Here is a 22747-nt window from a genome sequence, read left to right on the forward strand (position 1 = left end):
CATGCGCACCATTTCCGTTCTCGGAGCCACCGGCTCGATAGGCGCCTCGACGCTGGACCTCGTGCGGCGCAGCCCCGCCGACTGGCGGGTCGTGGCGCTGACCGCCAACGCCAACGTGCCTGAACTGGCGCGGCTCGCGGTGGAGTTTTCCGCCCAAATCGCCGTCGTCGCCGACGAGGCCAGTCTCGCGGACTTGCGCGAAGCGCTGGCCGGCACGGGAATCGAGGCGGCAGGCGGTCAGGCCGCGCTGGTCGAGGCCGCGGCGCGCGGCGCCGACGTCACGGTTGCCGCCATCGTCGGCTGCGCGGGCCTCGCGCCCACCATGGCCGCGATCGAGCAGGGCCGCGTCATTGCGCTCGCGAACAAGGAAGCCCTGGTTTCGGCCGGTGAGGTCATGACGGCCGCCGTCGCCCGTCACGGTGCCACGCTGCTGCCGATCGATTCCGAGCACAATGCGATCTTCCAGTGCCTTCAGGGCAACGATCTCGACGATGTTCGCTGGATCACGCTCACCGCCAGTGGCGGGCCGTTCCGGGACTGGTCGCTCGACAAGCTGACGCTGGCCACTCCGGCGCAGGCGGTCAAGCATCCGAACTGGGACATGGGCGCGAAGATCAGCGTCGATTCGGCGACGATGTTCAACAAGGGCCTCGAACTGATCGAGGCGCACTATCTCTTCCCGGTGGGCCTCGATCGTCTCCGCATCATCGTCCACCCGCAATCGGTCGTCCATTCGATGGTCGAATACCGCGACGGTTCGACACTGGCGCAGCTCGGACCTTCCGACATGCGGGTGCCGATCGCCTCGGCATTGGCGTGGCCGGGGCGGATGGACACGCCCTGCGCGCCGCTCGACCTTGCGGAAATCGGTGAGCTCACCTTCCGCCGTCCCGACGAAGTGCGTTTTCCCGCAACGCGTCTTGCCAGAGAAGCTGCGGAGGCCGGAGGCGGCATCCCCGCCGTGCTCAATGCCGCTAACGAGGTGGCGGTGGCCGCTTTTCTCGGTGGCCGGATACCCTTCACCCGCATCGCCGCCCAGGTCGAGGACGTGCTCGGCGCCTATTCGCCGGCCCCGCCCGCGAGCCTGTCGGACGTACTGGCTGTTGACGGCGAGGCGCGGGCAAGGGCAAGCATGCTCGCAGGGGCCGCGTGACGATACGCGGTCCGATGGAGATTCTCTGATTTGACCGGATCGCCCAATCTGCTGACGACGATCTTCGCGTTCCTGCTGGTTCTCGGGCCGCTCGTGCTGATCCACGAACTCGGCCACTATCTGGTCGGAAGGCTGTTCGGCGTGAAGGCGGATGCCTTCTCGATCGGCTTCGGCAAGGAGATCGCCGGCTGGACCGACAGGCGGGGTACTCGCTGGAAGCTCTCGGCGCTGCCGCTGGGCGGCTATGTCCAGTTCGCTGGCGACATGAACCCGGCTTCGGCGCCGAGCGCGGCGGAAGACGGCCTGACTCCGCAGGAGCGGGCGCGCACCTTCCACGTCAAGCCGCTCTGGCAGCGGGCGCTGATCGTTCTGGCCGGCCCCCTGACCAATTTCCTGCTCTGCGTGCTGATCCTGGCCGGTTTCGTCTATGCGAACGGACGCCTGATCGCCGATGCCGAAGTGGCGGGTTTCTCCGAATCGTCGGCCGCGAAGCAGGCGGGGCTGCGGGTCGGGGATCGCATCGTCGCCATTGATGGCAACCGCATCGGCAGCATCACCGATATCCCCGAACATACAGTCTACTTCCCGAACAAGACCGTGAACGTGATGGTCGATCGCGACGGGCGAAATGTCACGCTCCCCGTCAAGCTTTCCGGCGAGGAAGTTAGCGACAGGTTCGGCAACAAGGCCCGGATCGGCGACATCGGCATCGATTTTGCGGTTCCCGTGGTCAGCGGTTTCTTCGGCGATTCGCCTGCCGAGGAGGCGGGCATGGAGATCGGCGACCGTATCGTCGCGGTCGATGGCGTCGGCGTGACGAGCTTCCTTCAGGTGCCGCCGCTCATCATGTCGCGGGCGGGGCAGAAGGTCACGATCACGGTAATGCGCAAGGGCGAAGCCCATGTGCTGCCGATGACGATCGGCAGCGCGACGCAGACAGGCAGCAATGGCCGCACAGAGACCATCGGTCGCATCGGTGTTCAGTCGGGCTTCGGCCGCCGGGAGGCTGTCGGTCCGGTTCAGGCGCTGGGCATCGGCGTGGAGCGGAGCTTCGCGACCATGGGCACCATGATCACGGGAATCCGCCAGATCATCGTCGGGGACCGTTCGGTCCGGGAACTGGGCGGCCCGATCAAGATCGCCAAGTATTCCGGTGAGCAGTTCACCCTTGGTTGGGAGCCTTTCGTGGGCTTCGTGGCCATGATCTCGATTAACTTGGCATTCATCAATCTCCTGCCAATTCCTGGGCTCGACGGCGGGCACCTGGCTTTCTACGCGGCTGAACTGGTCCGTCGGAAGCCCTTGGGCCTGCGCAGTCAGGAATGGGCGATCCGCACCGGGGTGGCACTCGTGCTGGCCTTGATGCTGTTCGTCACTGTCAACGATCTGGCTTCTCTCCCGATTTTCGGGGGATAGGCTGAAGGAATTCATCAGCGATCACATTTCCGCCGGGATTGGCTGCTTGATTGGACGTCGTCCATCGGGCAGATGGGCGCGATTGTCTGTCATTTTGACAGGCAGCCTGGCGGATCGATCGGGGTCCTCGCGAAAGCGAATACGGGAATTTGCGTAGAATGATGGGATTGGTAATGGGTCGCAGCACTGACGCCCGCCGTGCGCCGCAGCTTGCAGCAGTGCTCCTGGGAACCACGATCCTCGCAGGCGTGCCAGATGCGGCATTTGCGCAGGACGCAGCAGCGTCTTCGGCTCCCGCAGCCGCGCCGGCCGCTGCGGCAGAGCCTGCCGAGACGATCCTGACTATCCAGGTTACCGGGGCCGAGCGCCTCGAGGCGCAGACGGTCATGTCCTACATCAAGCTGCGCGTGGGCCAGCCCTACACCAAGGCTGCCGGTGACGCCGCGCTGAAGGATCTTTACGGCACCGAACTGTTCTCGGAAGTGCAGGTAACCAACGACAAGGGTGTCGTGACCATCCAGGTCAAGGAAAACCCCGTCGTCAACCGCATCATCCTCGAGGGCAACAAGCGCATCAAGGACGACAAGATCCTGCCGGAGATCAAGGTCTCTCCGCGCCAGATCTTCACCCGCTCGAAGATCCGCGCCGACGTTGCGCGCATCATCGAACTCTACAAGCGTCAGGGCCGCTACGCCGCGACCGTCGAGCCGAAGATGGTCATGCTCGACCAGAACCGCGTCGACATCGTCTTCGAGATCACCGAGGGCGACAAGTCCAAGGTCCGCCAGATCAACATCCTTGGCAACGAGCACTTCTCCGACGGCGAACTGCGCGGCCAGATGGTGACGAAGCAGTCGCGCATCACGCGCATCTTCAGCTCGGGAACCAGCTACGATCCCGATCGCATGGCCTTCGACCAGCAGAAGCTGCGCCAGTTCTACCTGACGCAGGGTTATGCCGATTTCCGCGTGGTTTCGGCGGTCGCCGAACTGACGCCGGACAAGAAGGACTTCATCATCACTTATGTGGTGGAGGAAGGTAAGCGCTACAAGTTCGGCGACGTGAAGGTCGAAAGCCAGCTGCGCGACTTCGACGGCGAGAAGCTGGCGAAGAACCTGTCGATGAAGAAGGGCGACTGGTACAACGCCAAGCTCGTCGAAGACACCATCGAGGGCCTGAACGACACCGCCGGTGCCTTCGGCTATGCTTTCGCCGACGTGCGTCCGCAGTACGATCGCGACAAGGAAAACCTCACCATGGGGCTGACCTTCGTGATCCAGGAGGCGCCGCGCGTCTATGTCGAGCGGATCGACATCAACGGCAACACCCTGACCCAGGACAAGGTCGTCCGCCGCGAGTTCCGTCTCGCCGAAGGTGACGCTTTCAACTCGCTGCAGGTCAAGCGTTCGACCAACCGCATCAAGTCTCTCGGTTACTTCCAGGAGAAGTTCGAGGTCGAACAGAAGCCCGGTTCCGCCGAAGATCGCATTATCCTCGAAGCCAACCTCGAGGAGAAGCCGACCGGAGAGCTGCAGCTCTCGGCCGGTTTCTCGAGCCTTGAGCGCTTCATCTTCCAGGCCTCGATCCGCCAGCGCAACTTCCGCGGCCGCGGTCAGACGATCGGTCTTTCGGGCAGCTATTCGTCCTACTCGAAGTCGGTCGAAGCGAGCTTCGTGGAGCCCTACCTGTTCGACAAGAACGTCTCGCTGGGCGTGGACATCTATCGCCGCGACTACAACAGCTTCCAGTACTACAACTCGGACCGCAACACGACCTACCAGCAGTCGACCACCGGCTTCCAGGTTCGTGCCGGTGTTCCGCTGACCGAGTACCTCACCGCGGTTGGCCGCTACACGCTCAACTACGACGACGTGACCTTGTCCAAGAGCACGTATTATTCCGTCAATTCCAACGGCGAATACGTTTGCGATCCGCTTCGCGCAGGACGCTATCTCTGCGACGCGATCGGCCAGCGGCTGAGCTCGATCCTCGGCTTCTCGCTGATCTACGACAACCTCGACAATCGCATGCGCCCGACCCGCGGCGAAACCATCTCGACCAACATCGACGTGGCCGGTCTTGGCGGCGACGTGAAGTATGTGCGCCTGCGTGCGAATGCCGCGAAGTACTGGCCGCTGGGCAGTGGCTTCATCTTCTCGCTCCAGGGCGAGGGCGGTGCGATCAAGGGCTGGGGCGGCGACGATATTCGCCTGACCGATCGCTTCTATCTGGGCGAGCCCCAGATTCGCGGCTTCGGCATTCGCGGCATCGGTCCGCGCGTGGTGCGTAGCTATTACGCCGACGCGACGGCTGCCTCCAACAACGAAGTAAGTTCGGATTCGGATGACGCGCTGGGTGGCCGCTACTACTACATGAGCCGTGCCGAGCTTGAAATTCCGCTCGGTTCCGGCGCTCGTGAAATGGGCCTTCGTCCCTCGATCTTCGTGGATGCCGGCGCGGTATGGGCGATCAAGTCGCCCGAGCTGAGCCACTGCAAGGCGGGCTGCTTCATCGGCAATCGCGATTCCGACGGCAATCAGCTTTACCAGCAGACTGCGTCGGACGGGACGATCTCGTACGTTACCAGCCCGACAAATACGGTTACCGGCGAGGCGAACACGCTTTACGGCACCACCACCTATTTCGACGAAACCTTCGTCGGCAACACCTGGAAGCCCCGCGTCGCGATCGGCTTCGGCGTCAACTGGAACTCGCCTTTCGGCCCGTTCCGTATCGACATCTCCAAGGCGCTGCTGAAGTACGACGGCGACAACACCAAGACCTTCACTTTCAACGTGGGAACTCAATTCTGATGAACATGCTTCTCAAGTCCGCCGCTCTGGCCTCGGGCCTGGCGCTTGTCGCTCTGGCCCAGCCCGCGCTGGCGCAGGCCGTACCCGCCTCGAAGGTTGCCGTGGTCGACCTTGACCGCGTTGCGCGCGAATGCAACGCCTGCAAGACCGCCAACCAGGCGCTGCAGCAGCAGATCCAGACCTTCGAAGCACGTCGCAACCAGCTTCAGGCTTCGCTTCAGCCCGAAGCACAGGGTCTCGAAACCGCTGTGAAGGCACTGGGCGGCAAGCAGCCCGACGCCGCGCTGCAGACCCGCATCCAGGCTTACCAGCAGAAGGAACAGCAGGCCGGCCAGGAACTGCAGGGCCAGCAGCAGCAGATCCAGCGCAACCAGGCCTATGTCGGCCAGCAGATCCAGGCGCAGCTGCAGAACCTCTACAAGCCGGCGATGCAGAAGCGCGGCGCCAACATGCTGGTCGAGATGGGCCAGACGCTGGCCTATGATCCGTCGCTGGACATCACCACCGACGTTCTGACCGCGCTGAACGGCGCGCTGACCACGATCAACACCACCGCTCCGGCGCAGCAGCAGCCTGCTCCGGCGGCCTCGGGCCGCTAAGAGCGACGGCGGGTAGAGCGATGAGCGATTCGACCGAGTTCGTCTACGACACCGCGAAGATCCTGGCGGCGCTGCCGCATCGCTACCCGATGCTGCTTGTCGACCGTGTGGTCTCGTTCGATGAGAACGAGATCCACGCGGTCAAGGCCGTGAGCTTCAACGAGGACTTCTTCCAGGGGCACTTCCCCGGCCGTCCGATCATGCCCGGCGTGCTTCAGATCGAGGCGCTCGCGCAGGCGGCGGGAATTCTTGCGATTGAAGCGCTTGGCCTCGCAGGGACCGGCAAGCTGGTCTACTTCATGGCGATCGAGGAAGCGAAGTTCCGTAACCCCGTGACGCCGGGCAACCTGCTCGACCTGCGGGCCGGCTTCGTTCAGAAGCGTTCGCGTGTCTGCAAGTTCTGGGGCAAGGCCTCGATCGGCGAAAAGGTGACCTGCGAGGTCAACTTCACCGCCATGATCGCCGACGCCTGACGGATGGGGGGAGGGCTTGCCTTCCCCTTAATCCTTGCAATTTCGGGGCTGCCCCTGTAAGGGCGCCGCTTTCCCAAGCAGGCCGGTCGGAACCGGCCATATGCGAAGAGAGATACGACATGAAGGCCGATACCCATCCCGACTACCACCTGATCACCGTTCAGATGACCGATGGCAGCACGTTCCAGACCCGCTCGACCTGGGGCTCGGAAGGTGACACGCTGGTTCTCGACATCGATCCGACGTCGCACCCGGCCTGGACCGGCGGCAAGGCTCAGCTGCAGGACGGCGGCCGCGTTGCCCAGTTCAACAAGCGTTTCGGTGGCCTTTCGCTCAAGAAGAACTGAGCGCGAAGTCAGCTTCACGAACACGAAGAAGGCGGCCTTTCGAGGCCGCCTTTTTTGTTGCCTGCTGCAGATGCGGCATCCTGACGGTCAGGCTTCGAACCCGAAATCCATCAGGTCGTGCCAATCGAATCGGTCGGCCGGGACCGGATGCAGGAACTCCATGCCTGCCGCGTCGCCGCGCACCCAGCGGACGATGGCGTCCAGTTTCGCGCTCGTGCCGAGGCGAATCGAAACAAAGGCGCCTTGCCGCAGCCATGTCGCTTCACCGCGCACGCTGCATCCGTGGGCGGAAACGTCGGCGAGTTGCACGCCCATGCAGCCGCCACGAAGCGATTCGAGTGTTGCCTCGTGGCACGTTATGTGGCGGTCTTCCCGCCGCCGTTCGTCCCGCGTTTGCGGAGAGCAGGCCTTGAGCCTTGCGAGCGGTGCGTTCACTGTGCGATGTCCTTGGCTTCCCGAGGGATTTTCTGGCCGCTTGATTTTCGGCCATTGAGTTCTCGGAGCCAATTTCGGCCAATATCGTTAACGGTCAGTCACCGCGCGCCTTTGCCCTGCGGAAAATCCGTAAGGGCAGGGCGGCGGAAGTTCGCAGATGCCGGTCAACCGGCTCGCAAATGGAGAAGCGCAATGATCCGTACCCTGAAAATCCTGGCGGCATGTGGTGCCGCTGTCGTGGCCGGCCAGGCACTTGCCCAGGATACCGCGCCTGCCGCCGCGAGCGGTCCGATGGTTCATGCAGACGTGATCGGCCTCGACGGCAAGTCGCTTGGAATGGTGATGCTGCAGGACACGCCTGCCGGCGTCCTCGTGACGACTGACCTGAAGGGACTGCCCGCCGGCGATCACGGTTTCCATTTCCATGAGAAGGGCCTGTGTGATCCTGCCCAGAAATTCACGACGGCGGGCGGTCACTTCACCGGCGGCGAGCACAAGCACGGCCTCATGGTCATGGGCGGTCCGCACGGCGGAGACATGCCGAACCAGCATGTCGGGACTGACGGTCTGCTCAAGGCACAGGTTCTGAACACGGGCGTGACCCTTGCGGCAGGCGCCAAGTCTCTTGCGGATGCCGATGGTTCGGCCCTGGTGATCCATGCCGACCCTGACGACTATACCAGCCAGCCCGCGGGCAATGCCGGCGGCCGCATCGCCTGCGCCGTGATCAGCGCGCCGAAGTAAATGCCCAAGCGGCTGGGGACCGGCGGCGCGCCACTCCTCGGCCGCTCATCCTCGAACCGTCATCCCCAAGGCTTTTCGCGATACCACTGGGTGATGACGTACTTGAGTCCCTTGCGCACTTTCATGGCGTGATGAAGCGTTGCGGGATTGAGTGTGCCGTCCGGGCGGCGATTGTTCCAGGCGATGAGCTTGCCGCGTTCCGGCTGGACCAGTTTGTCGATCACCTTGAACCGCGTCGCGCCGCCGGCTTCTACCGTGTTGAGGTAGATCATGAAGGTCCAGGTGCGCTGCCCGGACACCGTACAGTACTTCTTGTAGTCGTCGTTGTTGGGCTCGAAATAGTCGGTGTGGGCCTTGAACTCCTGCCCTACCTCGTAGCGCTGCCCTTGCAGCGGCTCGGCGTGGGCAGGGTCGATCCCCGACAGTTTCGACAGCTTCTCCGCCAGTGCCGCAACCGCGGGAACATCGGGCGAGAGGTCGCAGGTGGAACTGGTGCGAAAGGCATTGTCGCCATTGAAGTTGGCGATCGTGGACGGGCGATGCCGCGCCTCGATCAGGGCGACGAGTTCTTCGCATTCTGCCTCCTTGAGGAAATCGCGCAGGACGAACAGGTCGAGCCTCGAGGATGGGAAGCGTTGCACGCCGGAACGTGCGAGCAGGATCTGGCCAGATGATTCGCCGGGAGCATTCATGAGCCCTGCTTTAGCGGGGGGATCATGCCGGTAAAATTGCATTGGATCGGCCTCGTTCCGATTTTTTGCGCTCGACCTCGACTTTTTGCTTTTCAAGTCGGCAAACCTTGTGCAAAGGGCGCGCTCCCGCAACGGTCGCTTCGCAGCGAAACGGACGCGGGGCTTCGGAAAGACACGGCAAGGCCTGTGTTTTCTCGTGTGGCGATCGTAGCTCAGTTGGTTAGAGCGCCGGTTTGTGGTACCGGAGGTCGTGGGTTCGAACCCCATCGATCGCCCCATTTTATCTTTTATCCATCGTGCCATGGGGCATTTGCCGGGTGAAAAGCGCAGCGCTTTCACTTAGGCCACTTGCTCCTTTCACCGCGAACGATAGAAGCCTCCTGACATGCACGGCTTTGCCAATCCCGCCCGCTTCCTGCGCATCGCCCGTTGGCTGATGCCGCTTTGCATGGGGGCGGGAATCCTCGTTGCCCTGGCTGCTTTGGGATGGGGGCTGTTCTTCGGTCCGGCTGAACGCCTTCAGGGCGAAACGGTGCGAATCGTCTACCTTCATGTTCCCGCAGCCTGGCTCGGCATGGCCGGTTGGATGGGTATCGCCGCAGCCAGCTTCACCGAACTCGTCTGGCGCCACCCGCTCGCGGCGATTGCAGCGCGGGCCTGTGCCCTACCCGGTGCGGTCTTCACCGCGGTCTGCCTCGTTACCGGCTCCCTCTGGGGGCGGCCGGCCTGGGGCACCTGGTGGGTGTGGGACGGGCGCCTTACCAGCATGCTGGTGCTCTTGTTCCTCTATTTCGGCTGGATGGCGCTTTCGCAAGCGAGCGAGGCTTCCGACGGCGGACAGAACCGCGCCCCGGCGATCTTCGGCCTGGTTGGCGCGGTGAACATTCCCATCATCCATTATTCGGTGATCTGGTGGAACAGCCAGCATCAGGCGCCATCGATCACGGTCGGCAAGTCGGCCATGTCGGGGGCGTTCCTCTGGCCGCTGCTTTTCGCGATGCTTGGCTTCACCTTGCTCTTCGCAGGTTGCGTACTGGCCCGGATGAGGGCGATTCTGGCCAACCAGCAGGCGGAGGCCCGCTTACGGCGCAAGGCGCTGAGCGAGGCATACTGAGACGATGGAGAGGGGGACGAACTGATGCGCGAGACGATGGACCCCTGGGCTTTCGTGATGGCCGCTTATGCAATCGGCGTGGGTGCGACCGCGGCGATGGTCGCCTGGTCCCTGCTGTCGATGAAGCGCGCGGAAAAGCGCCGCGACGAAGCGAGGAAGCGCTGACGGTGGCCGCGATTTCGGGAATTCCAAAGACGTCGGGGATCAAGGCGAAACATCAGAGGCTGATCCTGCTGGTGATCGCGCTGGTGGTGCTGATCGGTGCGGGCCTGCTTGCAGCCTGGGCGCTGCGCAACCAGGCGAGCTATTTCTATGTGCCGAGCGAAATCGTGGCCAATCCGCCGGAGCCGGGCCGGGCAGTGCGCCTTGGCGGCATGGTGGAGAAGGGGTCGCTGAGGACGGAGGCCGATGGGGTGACGATTGCCTTTGCCGTGCAGGACGGCAAGGCGCATGTTCCCGTGCGGTTCAAGGGCATCGTTCCTTCGCTTTTCGTGGAAGGCTCGGGCGTCGTGGCGGAGGGCCATCTGGACGCGGGCGGAACCTTCCAGGCTGACAATCTCCTGGCCAAGCATGACGAGAACTACGTGCCGCGTGAAATGCAGGACATGAGCAGGGAACAGGCCGAGCAGGTCATGCGCGAGACGAAATGAACCAGTCGAAATGATCGCGGAACTCGGACTTGCAGCGCTTTGGCTGGCCGCTGCACTCGCTGGCCTGCAACTGATCGCGGGTGCTCTTTCGCTGACGGCGCGCGGGGCATCGCTGGCGGGCATCGTGCGTCCCGTCGCCGTCGTGCAGGGCCTTCTGGCTCTCGTTGCCTTCATGGCCCTCGTCGACCTGTTCGCTTCCACCGACCTTTCGGTGAAGCTGGTGGCGATGAACTCGCATTCGATGAAGCCGCTGATCTTCAAGATCGCCGGAACCTGGGGTAACCACGAGGGCTCGATGCTGCTCTGGGTCACCGTCATGGGTGTGGCTGGTGGGTTCGTGGCGCTCGTGGAGAAGCGGCTGCCGGAGCCGACCATGCTGGCGACGCTCGCGGGGCAGGCTTTCGTCAGCCTCGGCTTCTATGCCTTCCTGCTGATCGCCTCGAATCCGTTCGAACGGCTCTTGCCGGTTCCGCAGGAGGGCAATGGACTCAACCCGCTGCTTCAGGATCTCGGCCTCGCGTTCCATCCGCCCACGCTCTATCTCGGCTACGTCGGTCTGTCCGTTGCCTTCAGCTTCGCGATCGGCGCGCTCGTCACCCGGGAAGTCGGCCCTGCCTTTGCAAGGGCTATGCGCCCGTGGGTACTCGGCGCTTGGATTTTCCTGACGGTCGGCATTACGGCCGGCTCCTACTGGGCCTATTACGAGCTTGGCTGGGGCGGCTGGTGGTTCTGGGATCCGGTCGAAAACGCCTCGTTGATGCCATGGCTGGCGGCGACAGCCTTGCTCCATTCGGTCAGCGTGCTGGCAGCGCGCAATGCGCTGCGCGCCTGGACGATGATGCTCGGGGTGGTGGCGTTCTCGATGTCGATGATCGGCACTTTCCTCGTGCGCTCAGGCATTCTGACCAGCGTCCATGCTTTCGCGGTCGACCCCGAGCGCGGATCTTTCATCCTTGCGCTGCTGGCGATCAATATCGGCGGAGCGCTCATCTTGTTTGCCCTGCGCGCGGCGACCGTGACCGAAGGCGAGCGCTTTGCCGTCGTCAGCCGCGAGGGCGCTCTCGTGTTCAACAACGTCATGCTTTCGGCGATTCTCGGCATCGTCCTGTTCGGCACGCTCTATCCGCTGGTGGCCGAGGCGATGGGTGCGAAAGTCTCCGTCGGGCCGCCCTATTTCAATCCGATGGGCGCGCTTTTCGCGGTTCCGATGCTGATCGTGCTGATGGTGGGGCCGCTGCTGCGCTGGAGGCGCGATTCGTTCCCGCGCATCGGCAAGACTCTGGTGATCCCGGCCATGCTGATCGTTGCGGGAATGATTGCCATGGTGGCGATCGGCGGTGTCTCGTTGTTGTCGACGCTGGGCTTCGCGCTGGCGCTCGGCCTGGGATGGGCCAGCGTCCTGCCGCTCAAGGGGCGGAACCTGCGCCGCACGCCGTTGCCGGTCTGGGGCATGGTGGTGGCGCATTTCGGTATTGCCGTGTCGCTACTGGGGATGAGCTGCGAAAGCGCGTTCTCGATCGAGAAGCTTGTCGCGGTGAAGGCCGGCGACGTTACCGAAGTCGGCCCGTGGCAGGTGAAACTCGATACCGTGGAACCGGTGGCAGGGCCGAACTGGACGGCGCTCGAAGCGCGGCTGCTCGTGCGCTATGGCGATACCGGGCGGGTGATTCAGATCGATCCGCAATCGCGCAGTTTCTGGGCGCCGCCGCAGCAGACCAGCGAATCGGCATTGCTGACGCGCTGGAACGGGCAGCTTTATGCGGTTCTGGGCGGAGAAGCCGAGGATGGGCGCTGGCAGCTTCGCTTGTGGTGGAAACCTTTCGTGACGATGATCTGGCTTGGCGGTCTGATGATTGCGCTGGGCGGCTTCCTGGCCCTGCTTGGCCGCGTGGCGAGCGACCTTCGCCGTATCTTCGCCCGTGACAAGATCGCGTACCGCCGCGAACGTCAGGCCCAGCTGGGAGAGCGCTCATGAGCGAACCGTCCGCCAAGGCGCCTCGCTGGGCGATCTGGCTGCCTCTGGCGCTGTTCGTGGCGTTCGTGGCGCTTGTCATGCTCGGGCTCTATCGCCCGGCCGACAAGACCGTGGCCAGCACGCTTGTCGGCAAGCCGATGCCGGCGTTCTCCCTGCCCGCGGCATTGCCGGATCGGCCTGGACTGAACAGTGCGGATATGGCTGACGGCAAGCCCCATCTCGTCAACATCTTCGCCTCCTGGTGCATTCCCTGCCGTGTCGAGGCGCCGCAACTGGGAGCCTTGGCCCGGGCCGGAGTCCCGATCGAGGGCATATCGGTGAGGGACAGCACCGAGGCGTTGCAAGGGTTCCTCAAGGAAAACGGCGATCCCTACAAGCGGGTCGGCGCGGATGACGACGGCAAGGTGCAGTTGTCGCTCGGTTCGTCAGGCGTGCCTGAGACTTACGTGATCGATGGCAAGGGCGTGATCCGCTACCAGCACATCGGCGAAATCAGGCCGGACCAGATCCCGCTGATTCTCGAAAAGCTCAAGGAAGCGAGCCAGTGACCCGTTTCTTCGCGGCATTGCTGCTGACACTGGTCATGTGGACCGCCTTGCCCGCGGCGGCGCAGGAGGAGCAGTCCACCGCGCCTTATGCCTATCGCCAGCTTGACGATCCCGCAAAGGAACAACAGGCCCAGACGTTGATGGAAACGCTGCGCTGCCTGCAGTGCCAGGGACAGTCGATCGCCGATTCGGACGCACCCATCGCCGGTTCCATGCGCTCGCTCGTGCGGGAGCGGATCGCCGCCGGGGAGGACCCCGAAGCGATTCGCGGCTGGCTGATCGAACGCTACGGAGACTATGTCAGTTATGCCCCGCAACTGACGGCGCTGACCTGGCCGTTGTTTGCAGTGCCGCTGTTCCTGTTGGCGCTGGCGGCATTGCTGCTACGCAAACGGTTCCGACGGGGCGGCCCGGTGCCGGGAGATTCGCTGTGACCTGGGTCTTCGTCGCGCTGCTCGCGATCGTTTCCTTTGTGCTGATCGTGTTCGTGTTCAAGGCGCCGAGGGGCGGGCGTGAGGCCATTGCTGCCGCACTGATGCTGGGGATTGCGGGCTATGCCGCGCAGGGGCGCCCCAGCGAGCCCGGCGCACCCAAGGAGGCGGCCGAGGCGCAGGACACCGAGGCCGGCGAATTCTTCGTGGAGGCGCGCGGCAAGCTGAGCCGCGAGGGCATCCCGACGAGCAATCGCTGGGTGGTGATTTCCGACGGCCTTGCCCGCAACGGTCACTACATCGACGCCGCCGGCCTGCTGCGCGGCGCGATCGAGGACGATCCCAGGAATTCTGAGGGCTGGCTGGCGCTCGGTAACGTGCTCGTCGCCCACTCGGAAGGCGTACTGACACCGGCCTCGCTCTATGCCTATCGCCAGGCGGGAGCGGCCGATCCGAAGGCGCCGGGGCCTCCCTACTTCCTCGGCCTTGCCATGGCGCAGTCCGGAAAGCTGCCGGAAGCGCGGGCGCTCTGGGCCGATCTTCTCGAACACGCTCCGGCCGATGCCGGTTGGCGCGGCCCGCTGGCGGAGCAATTGCAGCGGCTGGACGCCTTCATTGCCAGCCAGTCCTCCGGGCAGAATCCCGAGGACATGTCGGCCCGCCCATGAACGCAGCGCTAACGGTCGTTGCTAGGCTCTTATCATGCTGCTAACGGCGGGCGCTTGTCGGGGCGGTGAAATGCTGACGCGACAAGTCCATTACGGGGCGCTGGAATGAGTGATGCAAGTTCGGACACGGCTGTCGTTCCGACGGTGATCGATCCGGCGACGGGGCGCAAAGCCCCCGCCGCCGGGGGACATGGTTCCGGCAATATAACCAAGCTCGCACTTGGCGCCGTTGGCGTCGTGTTCGGCGACATCGGCACCAGCCCGCTCTATGCGTTCCGCGAAACGTTCGTCGGCCCGCATCCGCTGGCGATCGATGAACTCCATATTCTCGGCGTGGTCAGCCTGATCTTCTGGTCGATGACGCTGGTGGTTTCGGTCCAGTACGTCGGTATCCTCATGCGGGCGGACAACAAGGGGCAGGGCGGAAGCCTCGCGCTTGTTGCGCTGATTTCCGGCGCGATCCGCAAGTCCCGCTATGGCCCGCTGGTCGTCCTGCTCGGCGTCTTCGCGACTTCGCTGTTCTACGGCGATTCGATGATTACGCCTGCGGTTTCCGTGCTTTCGGCGGTCGAGGGTCTTACCGTGGTCGAATCGCGGCTGGCACCGCTGGTACTTCCCATCGCGCTGGTGCTGCTGATCGCGCTCTTCGTGATCCAGAAGAGCGGCACCGCCAAGGTCGGCGCGCTCTTCGCGCCGGTCATGGTGGTCTACTTCGCCGTGCTTGCCGTGCTCGGCATCTATCATCTCGTGCAGATGCCTTCGGTGCTGGTGGCGCTGAACCCGTGGTACGCGATCCAGTTCTTCATGACCGACAAGGTGCTGGGTTTCCTGGCGCTCGGCTCGGTCGTGCTGGCCGTTACCGGGGCCGAGGCGCTCTATTCCGACATGGGCCACTTCGGGCGCGGCCCGCTGCGGCTGTCGTGGTTCGGCGTGGTCATGCCCTGCCTGCTGATAAACTACTTCGGCCAGGCGGCGATGATCCTCGGACTGGACGATTCTGCGGCGGCAGAGGCGATGAAGAACCCGTTCTTCAATCTCGCTCCCGAAAACCTGCGCCTGCCGCTGGTGATTCTCGCGACCTGCGCTACCTTCATCGCCAGCCAAGCGGTGATTTCGGGTGCGTTCTCGATCACCCACCAGGCCATGCAACTCGGCTTCATCCCGCGCCTCTCGACTCGCCATACCAGCGAGCACGAGGTCGGGCAGATCTATATCCCGTTCGTGAACTGGGCCCTGATGACCGGCGTGATCGTGCTGGTACTGGTGTTCCAGAATTCGTCGAACCTTGCGTCCGCCTACGGTATCGCCGTTACGGGTGCGATGCTGATCGACACCTGCCTCATGGCCGTGCTGCTGATCGTGCTGTGGCGCTGGAAGCTTTGGCTGGCGGTGCCCGTCATCGTCACCTTCTTCGTGGTCGACGGGGCCTACTTCGCCGCCAATGCCACCAAGGTGCCGGATGGCGGCTGGTTCCCGCTGCTGATCGGGGGCATCGCCTTCACCTTGCTGACGACGTGGAACAAGGGCCGCCGCCTCATGCGCGACCGCATGACCGAGGCAGCGCTGCCGCTCAACGTCTTTGCCAAGAGCGCCCACGGTTCTGCCGCGCGGGTACCGGGGACGGCGATCTTCATGGCCTCCAGCAACGCCGGTGTGCCTTCGGCGCTGCTTCACAACATCAAGCACAACAAGGTGCTGCATGAACGCGTGGTGGTTCTGACGGTCGAAGTGCAGGACGTGCCTTATGTCGAGCCTGCTGAGCGCTACTCGGTGACCGACCTTGGGCAGGGCTTCTATCGCATGACGCTGCGCTACGGCTTCATGGAAGAGACGGACATTCCGGCCGCGCTTGCCCACTCCGAACTGTGCGGCGGCCCGTTCGAGATGATGAAGACCAGCTTCTTCCTCTCCCGTCAGACGCTGGTGCCTTCGGCCAAGCCCGGCATGGCGATCTGGCGGGAGAAGCTCTTCGCCTGGATGATGCGCAACGCCGCCAGTGCCATGGAATTCTTCCGCCTGCCCACCAATCGCGTGGTCGAACTGGGCAGTCAGCTCGAAATCTGACGGGAATTTTGTCATTATCCCGTGTTCTGATCGTGTTAGCTTTCGCGCAAACGATCTGGAGCCGGGACGATGAACTTCTTGTTTGGCTTGCTGCTCGCACCCTCATCGGCGGGATTCGTTCCGCCTCCGCTACCCGTGATCGACACGGTCGGCGCGCGGGCTTCTGGAGGGCCGAGCCTTGCAGGCTGGGCGCCGGGACCGGTGACCTGCAACGACGGCACGCCGGTTGACACGGCCGGGCTGGTCCATCCTTTGAAGGGTCTGTGGCGCGATTCCATGGCGCGCGGAGGCGTGACCCTGCGCTTCGATATCGACGCCTCGGGCCGGGCGATTTCGATCGAGGACCGTTATTCTCCCGGCACCGACCTCGGCCCGGCATTGGCGGCGAGCCATTTCCCGGCGGCGGCGCGCGAAGGGTGCTCGATTACCTTCACGCCGAAAGAGATACCGATCGCAGCAGCCACGATCGCCGATCTCGCGGCTTATACGATGGACCCGATTTCAGGTCGATTGCCGGGACAGGGTTGGAGCCGCTTGTGGGGAGAGGGGGACTGCATGGAGCGTCCGCGGCCCCAGGTTCTCACACGCGCCTACCCGGACTTTCGCAAAGTACCTGCGAAGCCCGGTGTGCGGGAGTGGGCACTGGTCTCCTATGACCTCGATGCAAATGGCAAGTCGGTCCATGCCCGCATCATGACGGGCAGCGGCAACCAGGCGCTCGAAAAAGAGTCCGTCAAAGCCGTCGCCAGATCGCGGTTTACCGGGGGAGCGCGGCAGGCCTGTCGTTTTCCCTACTGGCTGAAACCCGCCACGGTCCCGGCGCCGCCGATGCCCGGCCCCGGCGATCAGCCGAAGAACGCGAGCTGTCCCGCGGAAAAGCAGTGGGCCGTTCCGCCTTCACTGCGTTTTCCGCCGGCTTATGGCCGCCGCCGTATCGAAGGCTGGGCGATCGTCGCCTACGATGTGGCCCCATGGGGCGCTATCGGTAATGCCAGGGTGGTGCAGACGCAGCCTTCCGACGCTTTCGGGCGGCAGGCGCTCCAGATGCTGCAGCAGGCGAAGCTGGCAAGTTCGCCGCAAGGCGCGACGGGTTGCGTCGCGCGGGTCAGGTTCGCGATGGAACCGCAGGCCGGCTCCCGGACAGATGCAGATGCCGTGGAGCCGGAAACGGAATTCTGAATCGCGGCCCGCTCAGTCGTGCGGCGGATTCTCGATCACTTCTTCCTTGGCGGCCTCGCCCATCCCGTGCTTGAGCACCATGGGAAGCTGGGAGAAGGTGAAAACGAATGAAAGCACCGTGAATCCCCAGAGCTTTGCCTGAAGCCAGGTTTCGAAGCTCACGCTGAAGACCAGTGCCGTGTTCAGCGCTGCGAGCAGCAGGAAGAACCAGGCCCAGTTGCGTGAAAGCTTCAGCCATCCTTCCTCGGTCAGACCTTCGAAGGCGGACTGGAGGAGATACTTCAGCATGGCCTTCCCGCGCATCAGGCCGAAGAACAGCACGCCCGCAAACATCAGGTAGACGGCGGTGGGCTTGATCTGGATCCAGAAGGCGTCGTGGAACACCACGGTCAGCGCGCCAAATCCGACGATCAGCACCGTCGTCAGCCAGAGCATCGGCGAGATATGGCCGAGCCGCCATTTCGAGATGCCCAGCGCGATCACGGTGGCGACCATGAAGGCGATAGTGCCCTTGATGACGGCGGAAACGGTGCCGATGGTACTGCCTTCGCCGGCTGGAGAAAAGTGCCGGTAGGCGAGGAAGAAGACCAGCAGCGGTCCAAAATCGACGACGAGGTTGACCCAGCTCGACTTAGGCTTTTCCGCGGAGGTGGTGTGGGCGTTCATCAGGCGATTCCGGCGATGACCCGTGCCAGCAGGTCCGGGTTGAAGGGGCGCAAGTCGTCGATCTTCTCGCCGACGCCGATGGCGTGGATGGGCAGGCCGTATTGCTCCGCCGCCGCGACGAGGACGCCGCCGCGTGCGGTGCCGTCCAGCTTGGTCATGATGAGGCCGGAGACGCCCGCCACTTCCTTGAAAATCTCGATCTGCGAGAGCGCGTTCTGGCCGTTGGTGGCGTCGAGCACGAGCACCACGTCATGCGGTGCCTCGGGATTGAGGCGGCCGAGCACGCGGCGGATCTTGGACAGTTCGTCCATCAGCTCGCGCTTGTTCTGGAGGCGGCCGGCGGTATCGACGATCAAAGCGTCGATACCCTGGTCGGTCGCGGCCTTGACCGCATCGAACACGATCGACGCAGGGTCGCCGCCCTCGGGCCCCTTGATCAGCGGAATGCCGAGGCGGTCGGCCCAGACACCGAGCTGGCCGATTGCAGCGGCGCGGAAAGTGTCGCCCGCCGCCAGCATGACCGAATAATCCTGCTCCTGGAACAAGTGCGCCAGCTTGGCGATCGTAGTGGTCTTGCCCGAGCCGTTTACGCCGATCACGAGGATCACTTGCGGACGCGGGAAGGCGACGACATCGAGCGGCTTGGCGACCGGACGTAGAATCTCGGCGATCTCGCGGGCGACCACTTCCATGATCGCGCGCTCATCGGCGTCACGCTCGAAGCGCTCTTCGGCAAGGCGGGTGCGTATGCGGGCGGCGGCGCGGGGGCCGAGGTCCGACATGATCAGCGCGTCTTCGAGCGCATCGAGCTGTGCGTCGTCGAGCTTCGATTTACCGACGATGCCGGAGAGATTCTCGCTCAGGCGTTCGGAGGTCTTGCGAAAGCCGCCGAACAGGCGGTCGGACCAGTCGCGTTCAGCCTGCTGGCCTTCGGTACTCATGATTCCAGTATTCCTTCGACTACCCTTGCGGGCGTAACGCGGATCAGCGCGCCGGGCTGCGCATGGGCAGGCAAGCGCACGGGCGCGAAGTTTTCCGCATGGCCTTTCCCACCTCTTTCGGCAAGCACGGATAGCGGGTGGCCGATGAGGCCGGCCAGCCAGCTCGCCCTGATTTCGGCGATCCTGTCGCGCAGCTGCGCGGCGCGCGCCTTGATCGCGGCGGGATCGACTTGCGGCATGCGCGCCGCCGGGGTGCCGGGGCGCTGCGAATAGGGAAAGACGTGACCGTGGACGACCTGCAGTTCGCCCAGGATGGAGAGATTGGCCGCGTGGGCCTCCTCGTCCTCTGTCGGGAACCCGGCGATAAGGTCGGCGCCGATGGCGATCTCGGGGCGGCGCGCGCGCAGGCTGGAGACGAGGCCGATGGCATCGGCGCGGGAATGTCGGCGCTTCATGCGCTTGAGGATCAGGTCGTGGCCATGCTGGAGCGAGAGGTGGACATGCGGCATGATCCGCGCTTCGCCGACCAGCAGCTCGAACAGGGTCTCGTCCACTTCGGCGCCATCGATGGAGGAAAGGCGCAGGCGGGGCAGAGCGGGAAAGCGCGCGAGGATCGCTTCGCAGAGCGCGCCGAGGCGGGGGGCGCCGGCGCGATCAGTTCCCAGATCACTTCCCTGATCACTGGCCCAAGACGTGAGGTCCACGCCGGTCAGCACGATCTCGTTCACGCCGCTGTCGAGGTGGACCGCCACGTCGTGCAGCACCTCGGAGACGCTGCGCGAGCGGCTGGGGCCGCGGCCTTGCGGGATCACGCAGAACGTGCAGGCATGGTCGCAGCCGTTCTGCACTTGCACGAAACCGCGCGTATAGGCGCGGCGTTCGGCGGGGGCAGGTACGGCGGGCACGTTCCAGGCGCGTGGGTCGAGCTTGGCGGTGTTCGGAACCAGGCCATCGACCTCGGGCATGGCTGCCAGCATCTCGCGCTCTACTTCGGCGGCGCAGCCGGTGACGATCAGGCGCGCGTCCGGCCGTTCCTTGCGAGCGCGGCGGATGGTCTGGCGGGTCTGGCGCACCGCTTCGGCCGTCACCGCGCAGGAATTGACGACCACGAGATCCCCATCGGCGTCGGACACGCCGCGCAAGAGCCCGCGCAGCGTTTCGCTTTCCGAAATGTTGAGGCGGCAGCCGAGCGAATGGACTTCGACGGTCAATCTGGAATCCCGTAGTCCGCCGCTTCGAACGAGCCCCGGAACGATTCGGTCGCGGGGCCGGTCATGACGATCTCGTCGTCTTCCCGCCATTCGATTGCGAGCGGGCCGCCGGGCAGGGTGACGGTGACCTTGCGATCCACGAGGCCGCGCTTCATCGCGCCGATGGCAGTCGCACAGGCACCGGTGCCGCAGGCGCGGGTAAGCCCGGCGCCGCGCTCCCACACGCGCAGGCTGATGGCATCGCGCGCGGTGACGGCCGCGACATTGACGTTGATGCGCTCGGGAAACAGCGGATCGGTCTCGATCAGAGGGCCGAGGCGCGCCATGTCGATCCGGTATGGATCTTCAACGAAGAAGATCACGTGCGGATTGCCGACATTGACTGCAATCGGATTGACGAGCTCCTCCCAGGCCACCGGCATCCGGTGCGTATCCATCGGATAGCCGAGCGGGATTGCATCCCAGTCGAAACGGGGCTTGCCCATTTCCACGCTGATGCCGCCATCGGTAGGCGTGGTGGCAAGCATTCCGCCCAGCGTCTCGATCGTGGCGGGACGCCCATGGAGCAGGCCGATGGCGCGGGTGGCGTTGCCGCAGGCTTCCACTTCGCTACCGTCGCCATTGAAGATGCGCATGCGGAAATCGCCGAGATCCGAAGGCGCCAGCACGATCAGCTGGTCGCAGCCGATGCCGGTGTGGCGGTCGGCGAGCGCGGCGGCCAGCGCCGCATCCACGACCGGCAGCGCGCCGGTGCGTCCATCGAGCACGACGAAGTCGTTGCCGAGCCCATGCATCTTGGTGAAATCGATCCGCATGGCGCGCGATTTATGCGCTGCGGCGCGTCAGGTCCAGAGAAAGCCGCAAGACGGGCGTACAGGACCCGGTCAGGCCTGCCGGGCTTGCGGGTCGTCAGTGCTTTCGGCGGCGCTGGAGAGTTCCGCTTCGCGCTTCGCCTCGATTTGGCTGCGCAGCGCTTCGAGATCGCTGATCGCTTCCGAGTCGGCCACGAGTTCCATCCCTTCGAGCCATTCGGCGAGCTGTGCGGCAGGACGAGGACGGCCATAGAGATAGCCCTGGCCCTTGATCTGGTCGTATTGCTGGAGGTGCGAGAGCACTTCGCTGGTCTCGATCCCTTCCGCGGTTACGGGCATGTCCAGTCCCTTGCCCAGCATGGCGATGGCGTGGACGATCGCGGCGCTGTCCTTGTTGTCGGTCAGGCTGGAAACGAAGCTGCGATCGATCTTGATGCGATCAAACGGCAGGCTGCGCAGCAGCGCCAGCGAGCTGTAGCCGGTCCCGAAGTCGTCGAGGCTGACCTTGATGCCCTGATTCTTCAGGCTGGTGATCAGCGTGCGGACCTGCGCCAGGTTCTGGTGCAGGCAGGATTCGGTGATCTCGATCTCAAGTCGGTGCGGCGGAAAGCTCGCTTCCAGCAGGAGTTTGAGCAGCTTCTGGGCGAACCATGGATCGCGCAATTGCAGCGGGGAGATATTGACCGAAAGGGTAAGGCGCGAATCCCAGCCTTTGGCATCGTCGAGAGCCTGCGCGATCACGCATTCCGAGAGGTCGGCGATCGCGCCGATCTCTTCCGCGATGGGGATGAAGATATCGGGCGCGACGATGCCGAACTGCGGAGAATTCCAGCGCGCCAGCATTTCGAACCCGGTCAGTTCGCCGGTGTGCAGGTCGATCTGCTGTTCGTAGAACGGCACGAACTCGCCGCGCGGAATTCCCTGGCGAATCCCGAATTCCAGTTCATTGCGGAAGCGCATCTCGGCGGCCATCGGGGCCTCGAACCAGTAGTAGCTGTTCCGGCCCTGCCGCTTGGCATGGTACATGGCGACATCGGCCATTTCGAGCAGCGCGCGGGCATCGGGGCGATCGCCGTGCGCGGGAGGAAAGTCGGATCGGGCGAGCCCTATCGAAGCGGTCACTTCGATATTGATCGCATTGACCGAGGCGCTTTGCCCGATCGCCTCCACGAGCGACGCGGCGATGCGGTCGATCCGGTCCACGCGGGTAAGGTCGAAGGGGATGGCGACGGAAAACTCGTCACCGCCGATGCGGCTGATCAGCGCCTGGTGAGGGAGGCAACCGGAAATCCGCCGCGCGCACTCCTGCAGAAGCCGGTCGCCGGTGTTGTGGCCGTTGTAGTCATTGACCTGCTTGAAGTTGTCGAGGTCGATCATGGCCAGAACGACGGCGCGCCCCTGCAACTCCGCCTTGCGGATCATCTCGTCCACCGCGCGGTGGAAGCTGCGGCGGTTGAGGAAGCCGGTGAGCGGGTCGGTTTCGGCCAAGTGGCGCGCGCGCTGTTCTGCGCGTTTGCGCTGGCGGATTTCCTCGCAAAGCTGGCGGTAGCGGCTCCACCCGAAGATGATGATCGCCACGTTGAGCAGGAAGGCGTTGAGCAGGAATCGGTCTGGCCCCGGACCCTGGCCAAGCAGCGATTTCACGACCGAAGGGCCGATGGCGCTGCCCGTCGCCACGAACAGCAGGATGGCCGCGGTGACGATGCCCAGCGCGACGATGTCGACCTGACGGTCGGCAATCTCGCCGTCGCCGCCGTCTGGCGCGGCCCCGATTGTGCTCACCTGATGTCCCCCTGCGCTTGAACCCCGGTGGATC

The 22747-nt window shown here is 64.2% G+C and carries 23 protein-coding genes and 1 tRNA gene; 17 read left to right on the plus strand and 7 right to left on the minus strand.

The features are described 5' to 3' along the window. Position 1: 1 nt before the first annotated feature. The 6 genes from ACLIMP_RS08350 to rpmE all read left to right on the plus strand — a co-directional run bounded on the left by ACLIMP_RS08350 (position 2) and on the right by rpmE (position 6801). Positions 2-1153 carry a 1-deoxy-D-xylulose-5-phosphate reductoisomerase gene (locus tag ACLIMP_RS08350; RefSeq protein ID WP_324699019.1) on the plus strand — a complete coding sequence of 384 codons (1152 nt, stop codon included), beginning with the start codon at positions 2-4 and terminating at the stop codon, positions 1151-1153. 30 nt (positions 1154-1183) lie between these two features. Next, positions 1184-2569: an RIP metalloprotease RseP gene (gene rseP, locus ACLIMP_RS08355; protein ID WP_324698699.1), complete on the plus strand. Its 1386-nt coding sequence runs from the start codon at positions 1184-1186 to the stop codon at positions 2567-2569. A 173-nt stretch (positions 2570-2742) separates the two neighbouring features. Then, on the plus strand, positions 2743-5382 hold the full coding sequence (gene bamA / locus ACLIMP_RS08360) for an outer membrane protein assembly factor BamA (RefSeq protein ID WP_231636063.1): 2640 nt from the start codon (positions 2743-2745) through the stop codon (positions 5380-5382). Continuing rightward, the gene (locus ACLIMP_RS08365) at positions 5382-5981 is read left to right on the plus strand and encodes an OmpH/Skp family outer membrane protein (RefSeq protein ID WP_054439732.1); all 600 of its coding nucleotides are present in this window, start codon (positions 5382-5384) and stop codon (positions 5979-5981) included. The genes bamA and ACLIMP_RS08365 overlap by 1 nt, the downstream gene beginning before the upstream one ends. A 20-nt stretch (positions 5982-6001) precedes the next feature. Continuing rightward, a complete protein-coding gene (fabZ, locus tag ACLIMP_RS08370) occupies positions 6002-6454 on the plus strand; it encodes a 3-hydroxyacyl-ACP dehydratase FabZ (RefSeq protein WP_054439729.1) in 453 nt (150 codons plus the stop codon). 119 nt (positions 6455-6573) lie between these two features. Next, positions 6574-6801 (plus strand): 50S ribosomal protein L31, encoded by a 228-nt coding sequence (gene rpmE / locus ACLIMP_RS08375; protein WP_054439727.1) that lies wholly within the window; start codon positions 6574-6576, stop codon positions 6799-6801. 87 nt (positions 6802-6888) lie between these two features. Here rpmE and ACLIMP_RS08380 read toward each other — a convergent pair whose 3' ends face one another. Then, positions 6889-7236: a PilZ domain-containing protein gene (locus ACLIMP_RS08380; protein ID WP_324698700.1), complete on the minus strand. Its 348-nt coding sequence runs from the start codon at positions 7234-7236 to the stop codon at positions 6889-6891. Between the two features lie 192 nt (positions 7237-7428). Between ACLIMP_RS08380 and ACLIMP_RS08385 the strand changes: the two genes are divergently transcribed. After that, the gene (locus tag ACLIMP_RS08385) at positions 7429-7980 is read left to right on the plus strand and encodes a superoxide dismutase family protein (protein ID WP_054439723.1); all 552 of its coding nucleotides are present in this window, start codon (positions 7429-7431) and stop codon (positions 7978-7980) included. A gap of 59 nt (positions 7981-8039) precedes the next feature. On the opposite strand, the gene ACLIMP_RS08390 is transcribed toward ACLIMP_RS08385, so the two are convergent. Further along, positions 8040-8672: a prolyl hydroxylase family protein gene (locus tag ACLIMP_RS08390; RefSeq protein WP_185997775.1), complete on the minus strand. Its 633-nt coding sequence runs from the start codon at positions 8670-8672 to the stop codon at positions 8040-8042. Positions 8673-8873: 201 nt separating this feature from the next. Between ACLIMP_RS08390 and ACLIMP_RS08395 the strand changes: the two genes are divergently transcribed. The 10 genes from ACLIMP_RS08395 to ACLIMP_RS08440 all read left to right on the plus strand — a co-directional run bounded on the left by ACLIMP_RS08395 (position 8874) and on the right by ACLIMP_RS08440 (position 17301). Continuing rightward, positions 8874-8950, plus strand: a tRNA-His gene (locus ACLIMP_RS08395). A 107-nt stretch (positions 8951-9057) separates the two neighbouring features. Then, positions 9058-9786, plus strand: a complete 729-nt coding sequence (gene ccmC, locus ACLIMP_RS08400; protein ID WP_324698701.1) for a heme ABC transporter permease CcmC — start codon at positions 9058-9060, stop codon at positions 9784-9786. 24 nt (positions 9787-9810) lie between these two features. Then, a complete protein-coding gene (locus ACLIMP_RS08405) occupies positions 9811-9951 on the plus strand; it encodes a hypothetical protein (RefSeq protein WP_324698702.1) in 141 nt (46 codons plus the stop codon). 2 nt (positions 9952-9953) lie between these two features. Next, positions 9954-10436: a cytochrome c maturation protein CcmE gene (ccmE, locus tag ACLIMP_RS08410; protein WP_420719869.1), complete on the plus strand. Its 483-nt coding sequence runs from the start codon at positions 9954-9956 to the stop codon at positions 10434-10436. A gap of 10 nt (positions 10437-10446) precedes the next feature. Continuing rightward, positions 10447-12411 (plus strand): heme lyase CcmF/NrfE family subunit, encoded by a 1965-nt coding sequence (locus ACLIMP_RS08415; RefSeq protein WP_324698703.1) that lies wholly within the window; start codon positions 10447-10449, stop codon positions 12409-12411. Then, on the plus strand, positions 12408-12959 hold the full coding sequence (locus tag ACLIMP_RS08420; protein WP_324698704.1) for a DsbE family thiol:disulfide interchange protein: 552 nt from the start codon (positions 12408-12410) through the stop codon (positions 12957-12959). Before ACLIMP_RS08415 ends, ACLIMP_RS08420 begins: the two co-directional genes overlap by 4 nt. Positions 12960-12994: 35 nt before the next feature. Further along, positions 12995-13393: a cytochrome c-type biogenesis protein gene (locus tag ACLIMP_RS08425; RefSeq protein ID WP_082370474.1), complete on the plus strand. Its 399-nt coding sequence runs from the start codon at positions 12995-12997 to the stop codon at positions 13391-13393. Next, positions 13390-14058, plus strand: a complete 669-nt coding sequence (locus ACLIMP_RS08430) for a tetratricopeptide repeat protein (protein ID WP_324698705.1) — start codon at positions 13390-13392, stop codon at positions 14056-14058. The genes ACLIMP_RS08425 and ACLIMP_RS08430 overlap by 4 nt, the downstream gene beginning before the upstream one ends. A 105-nt stretch (positions 14059-14163) precedes the next feature. Next, a complete protein-coding gene (locus tag ACLIMP_RS08435) occupies positions 14164-16122 on the plus strand; it encodes a potassium transporter Kup (RefSeq protein ID WP_185997771.1) in 1959 nt (652 codons plus the stop codon). Between the two features lie 69 nt (positions 16123-16191). Continuing rightward, positions 16192-17301, plus strand: a complete 1110-nt coding sequence (locus ACLIMP_RS08440) for an energy transducer TonB (RefSeq protein WP_324698707.1) — start codon at positions 16192-16194, stop codon at positions 17299-17301. A 12-nt stretch (positions 17302-17313) separates the two neighbouring features. On the opposite strand, the gene ACLIMP_RS08445 is transcribed toward ACLIMP_RS08440, so the two are convergent. The 5 genes from ACLIMP_RS08445 to ACLIMP_RS08465 form a co-directional block, all read right to left on the minus strand. After that, the gene (locus ACLIMP_RS08445; protein WP_324698708.1) at positions 17314-17967 is read right to left on the minus strand and encodes an inner membrane-spanning protein YciB; all 654 of its coding nucleotides are present in this window, start codon (positions 17965-17967) and stop codon (positions 17314-17316) included. Beyond that, positions 17967-18908 (minus strand): signal recognition particle-docking protein FtsY, encoded by a 942-nt coding sequence (gene ftsY, locus ACLIMP_RS08450; RefSeq protein WP_054439702.1) that lies wholly within the window; start codon positions 18906-18908, stop codon positions 17967-17969. Before ftsY ends, ACLIMP_RS08445 begins: the two co-directional genes overlap by 1 nt. Further along, positions 18905-20119: a MiaB/RimO family radical SAM methylthiotransferase gene (locus ACLIMP_RS08455; protein ID WP_324698709.1), complete on the minus strand. Its 1215-nt coding sequence runs from the start codon at positions 20117-20119 to the stop codon at positions 18905-18907. Before ACLIMP_RS08455 ends, ftsY begins: the two co-directional genes overlap by 4 nt. Further along, positions 20116-20934 (minus strand): diaminopimelate epimerase, encoded by an 819-nt coding sequence (gene dapF / locus ACLIMP_RS08460; protein WP_185997767.1) that lies wholly within the window; start codon positions 20932-20934, stop codon positions 20116-20118. The genes ACLIMP_RS08455 and dapF overlap by 4 nt, the downstream gene beginning before the upstream one ends. 69 nt (positions 20935-21003) lie before the next feature. Then, complete coding sequence (locus ACLIMP_RS08465; protein WP_231636062.1) at positions 21004-22713, minus strand: putative bifunctional diguanylate cyclase/phosphodiesterase; 1710 nt, start codon at positions 22711-22713, stop codon at positions 21004-21006. Positions 22714-22747: the final 34 nt, after the last annotated feature.

Origin of the sequence: Novosphingobium aeonii (genome assembly GCF_052279045.1) — a bacterium.
Lineage (GTDB): Bacteria > Pseudomonadota > Alphaproteobacteria > Sphingomonadales > Sphingomonadaceae > Novosphingobium.

Excerpts from the sequence above, each read along its gene's own strand:
- ACLIMP_RS08350 (WP_324699019.1), top strand. The coding sequence starts at position 2 with ATGCGCACCATTTCCGTTCTCGGAGCCACCGGCTCGATAGGCGCCTCG.
- bamA (WP_231636063.1), top strand. The coding sequence starts at position 2,743 with ATGGGTCGCAGCACTGACGCCCGCCGTGCGCCGCAGCTTGCAGCAGTG.
- ACLIMP_RS08365 (WP_054439732.1), top strand. The coding sequence starts at position 5,382 with ATGAACATGCTTCTCAAGTCCGCCGCTCTGGCCTCGGGCCTGGCGCTT.
- fabZ (WP_054439729.1), top strand. The coding sequence starts at position 6,002 with ATGAGCGATTCGACCGAGTTCGTCTACGACACCGCGAAGATCCTGGCG.
- rpmE (WP_054439727.1), top strand. The coding sequence starts at position 6,574 with ATGAAGGCCGATACCCATCCCGACTACCACCTGATCACCGTTCAGATG.
- ACLIMP_RS08385 (WP_054439723.1), top strand. The coding sequence starts at position 7,429 with ATGATCCGTACCCTGAAAATCCTGGCGGCATGTGGTGCCGCTGTCGTG.
- ACLIMP_RS08390 (WP_185997775.1), bottom strand. The coding sequence starts at position 8,672 with ATGAATGCTCCCGGCGAATCATCTGGCCAGATCCTGCTCGCACGTTCC.
- ccmC (WP_324698701.1), top strand. The coding sequence starts at position 9,058 with ATGCACGGCTTTGCCAATCCCGCCCGCTTCCTGCGCATCGCCCGTTGG.
- ACLIMP_RS08405 (WP_324698702.1), top strand. The coding sequence starts at position 9,811 with ATGCGCGAGACGATGGACCCCTGGGCTTTCGTGATGGCCGCTTATGCA.
- ACLIMP_RS08415 (WP_324698703.1), top strand. The coding sequence starts at position 10,447 with ATGATCGCGGAACTCGGACTTGCAGCGCTTTGGCTGGCCGCTGCACTC.
- ACLIMP_RS08420 (WP_324698704.1), top strand. The coding sequence starts at position 12,408 with ATGAGCGAACCGTCCGCCAAGGCGCCTCGCTGGGCGATCTGGCTGCCT.
- ACLIMP_RS08425 (WP_082370474.1), top strand. The coding sequence starts at position 12,995 with ATGTGGACCGCCTTGCCCGCGGCGGCGCAGGAGGAGCAGTCCACCGCG.
- ACLIMP_RS08435 (WP_185997771.1), top strand. The coding sequence starts at position 14,164 with ATGAGTGATGCAAGTTCGGACACGGCTGTCGTTCCGACGGTGATCGAT.
- ACLIMP_RS08440 (WP_324698707.1), top strand. The coding sequence starts at position 16,192 with ATGAACTTCTTGTTTGGCTTGCTGCTCGCACCCTCATCGGCGGGATTC.
- ACLIMP_RS08445 (WP_324698708.1), bottom strand. The coding sequence starts at position 17,967 with ATGAACGCCCACACCACCTCCGCGGAAAAGCCTAAGTCGAGCTGGGTC.
- ftsY (WP_054439702.1), bottom strand. The coding sequence starts at position 18,908 with ATGAGTACCGAAGGCCAGCAGGCTGAACGCGACTGGTCCGACCGCCTG.
- dapF (WP_185997767.1), bottom strand. The coding sequence starts at position 20,934 with ATGCGGATCGATTTCACCAAGATGCATGGGCTCGGCAACGACTTCGTC.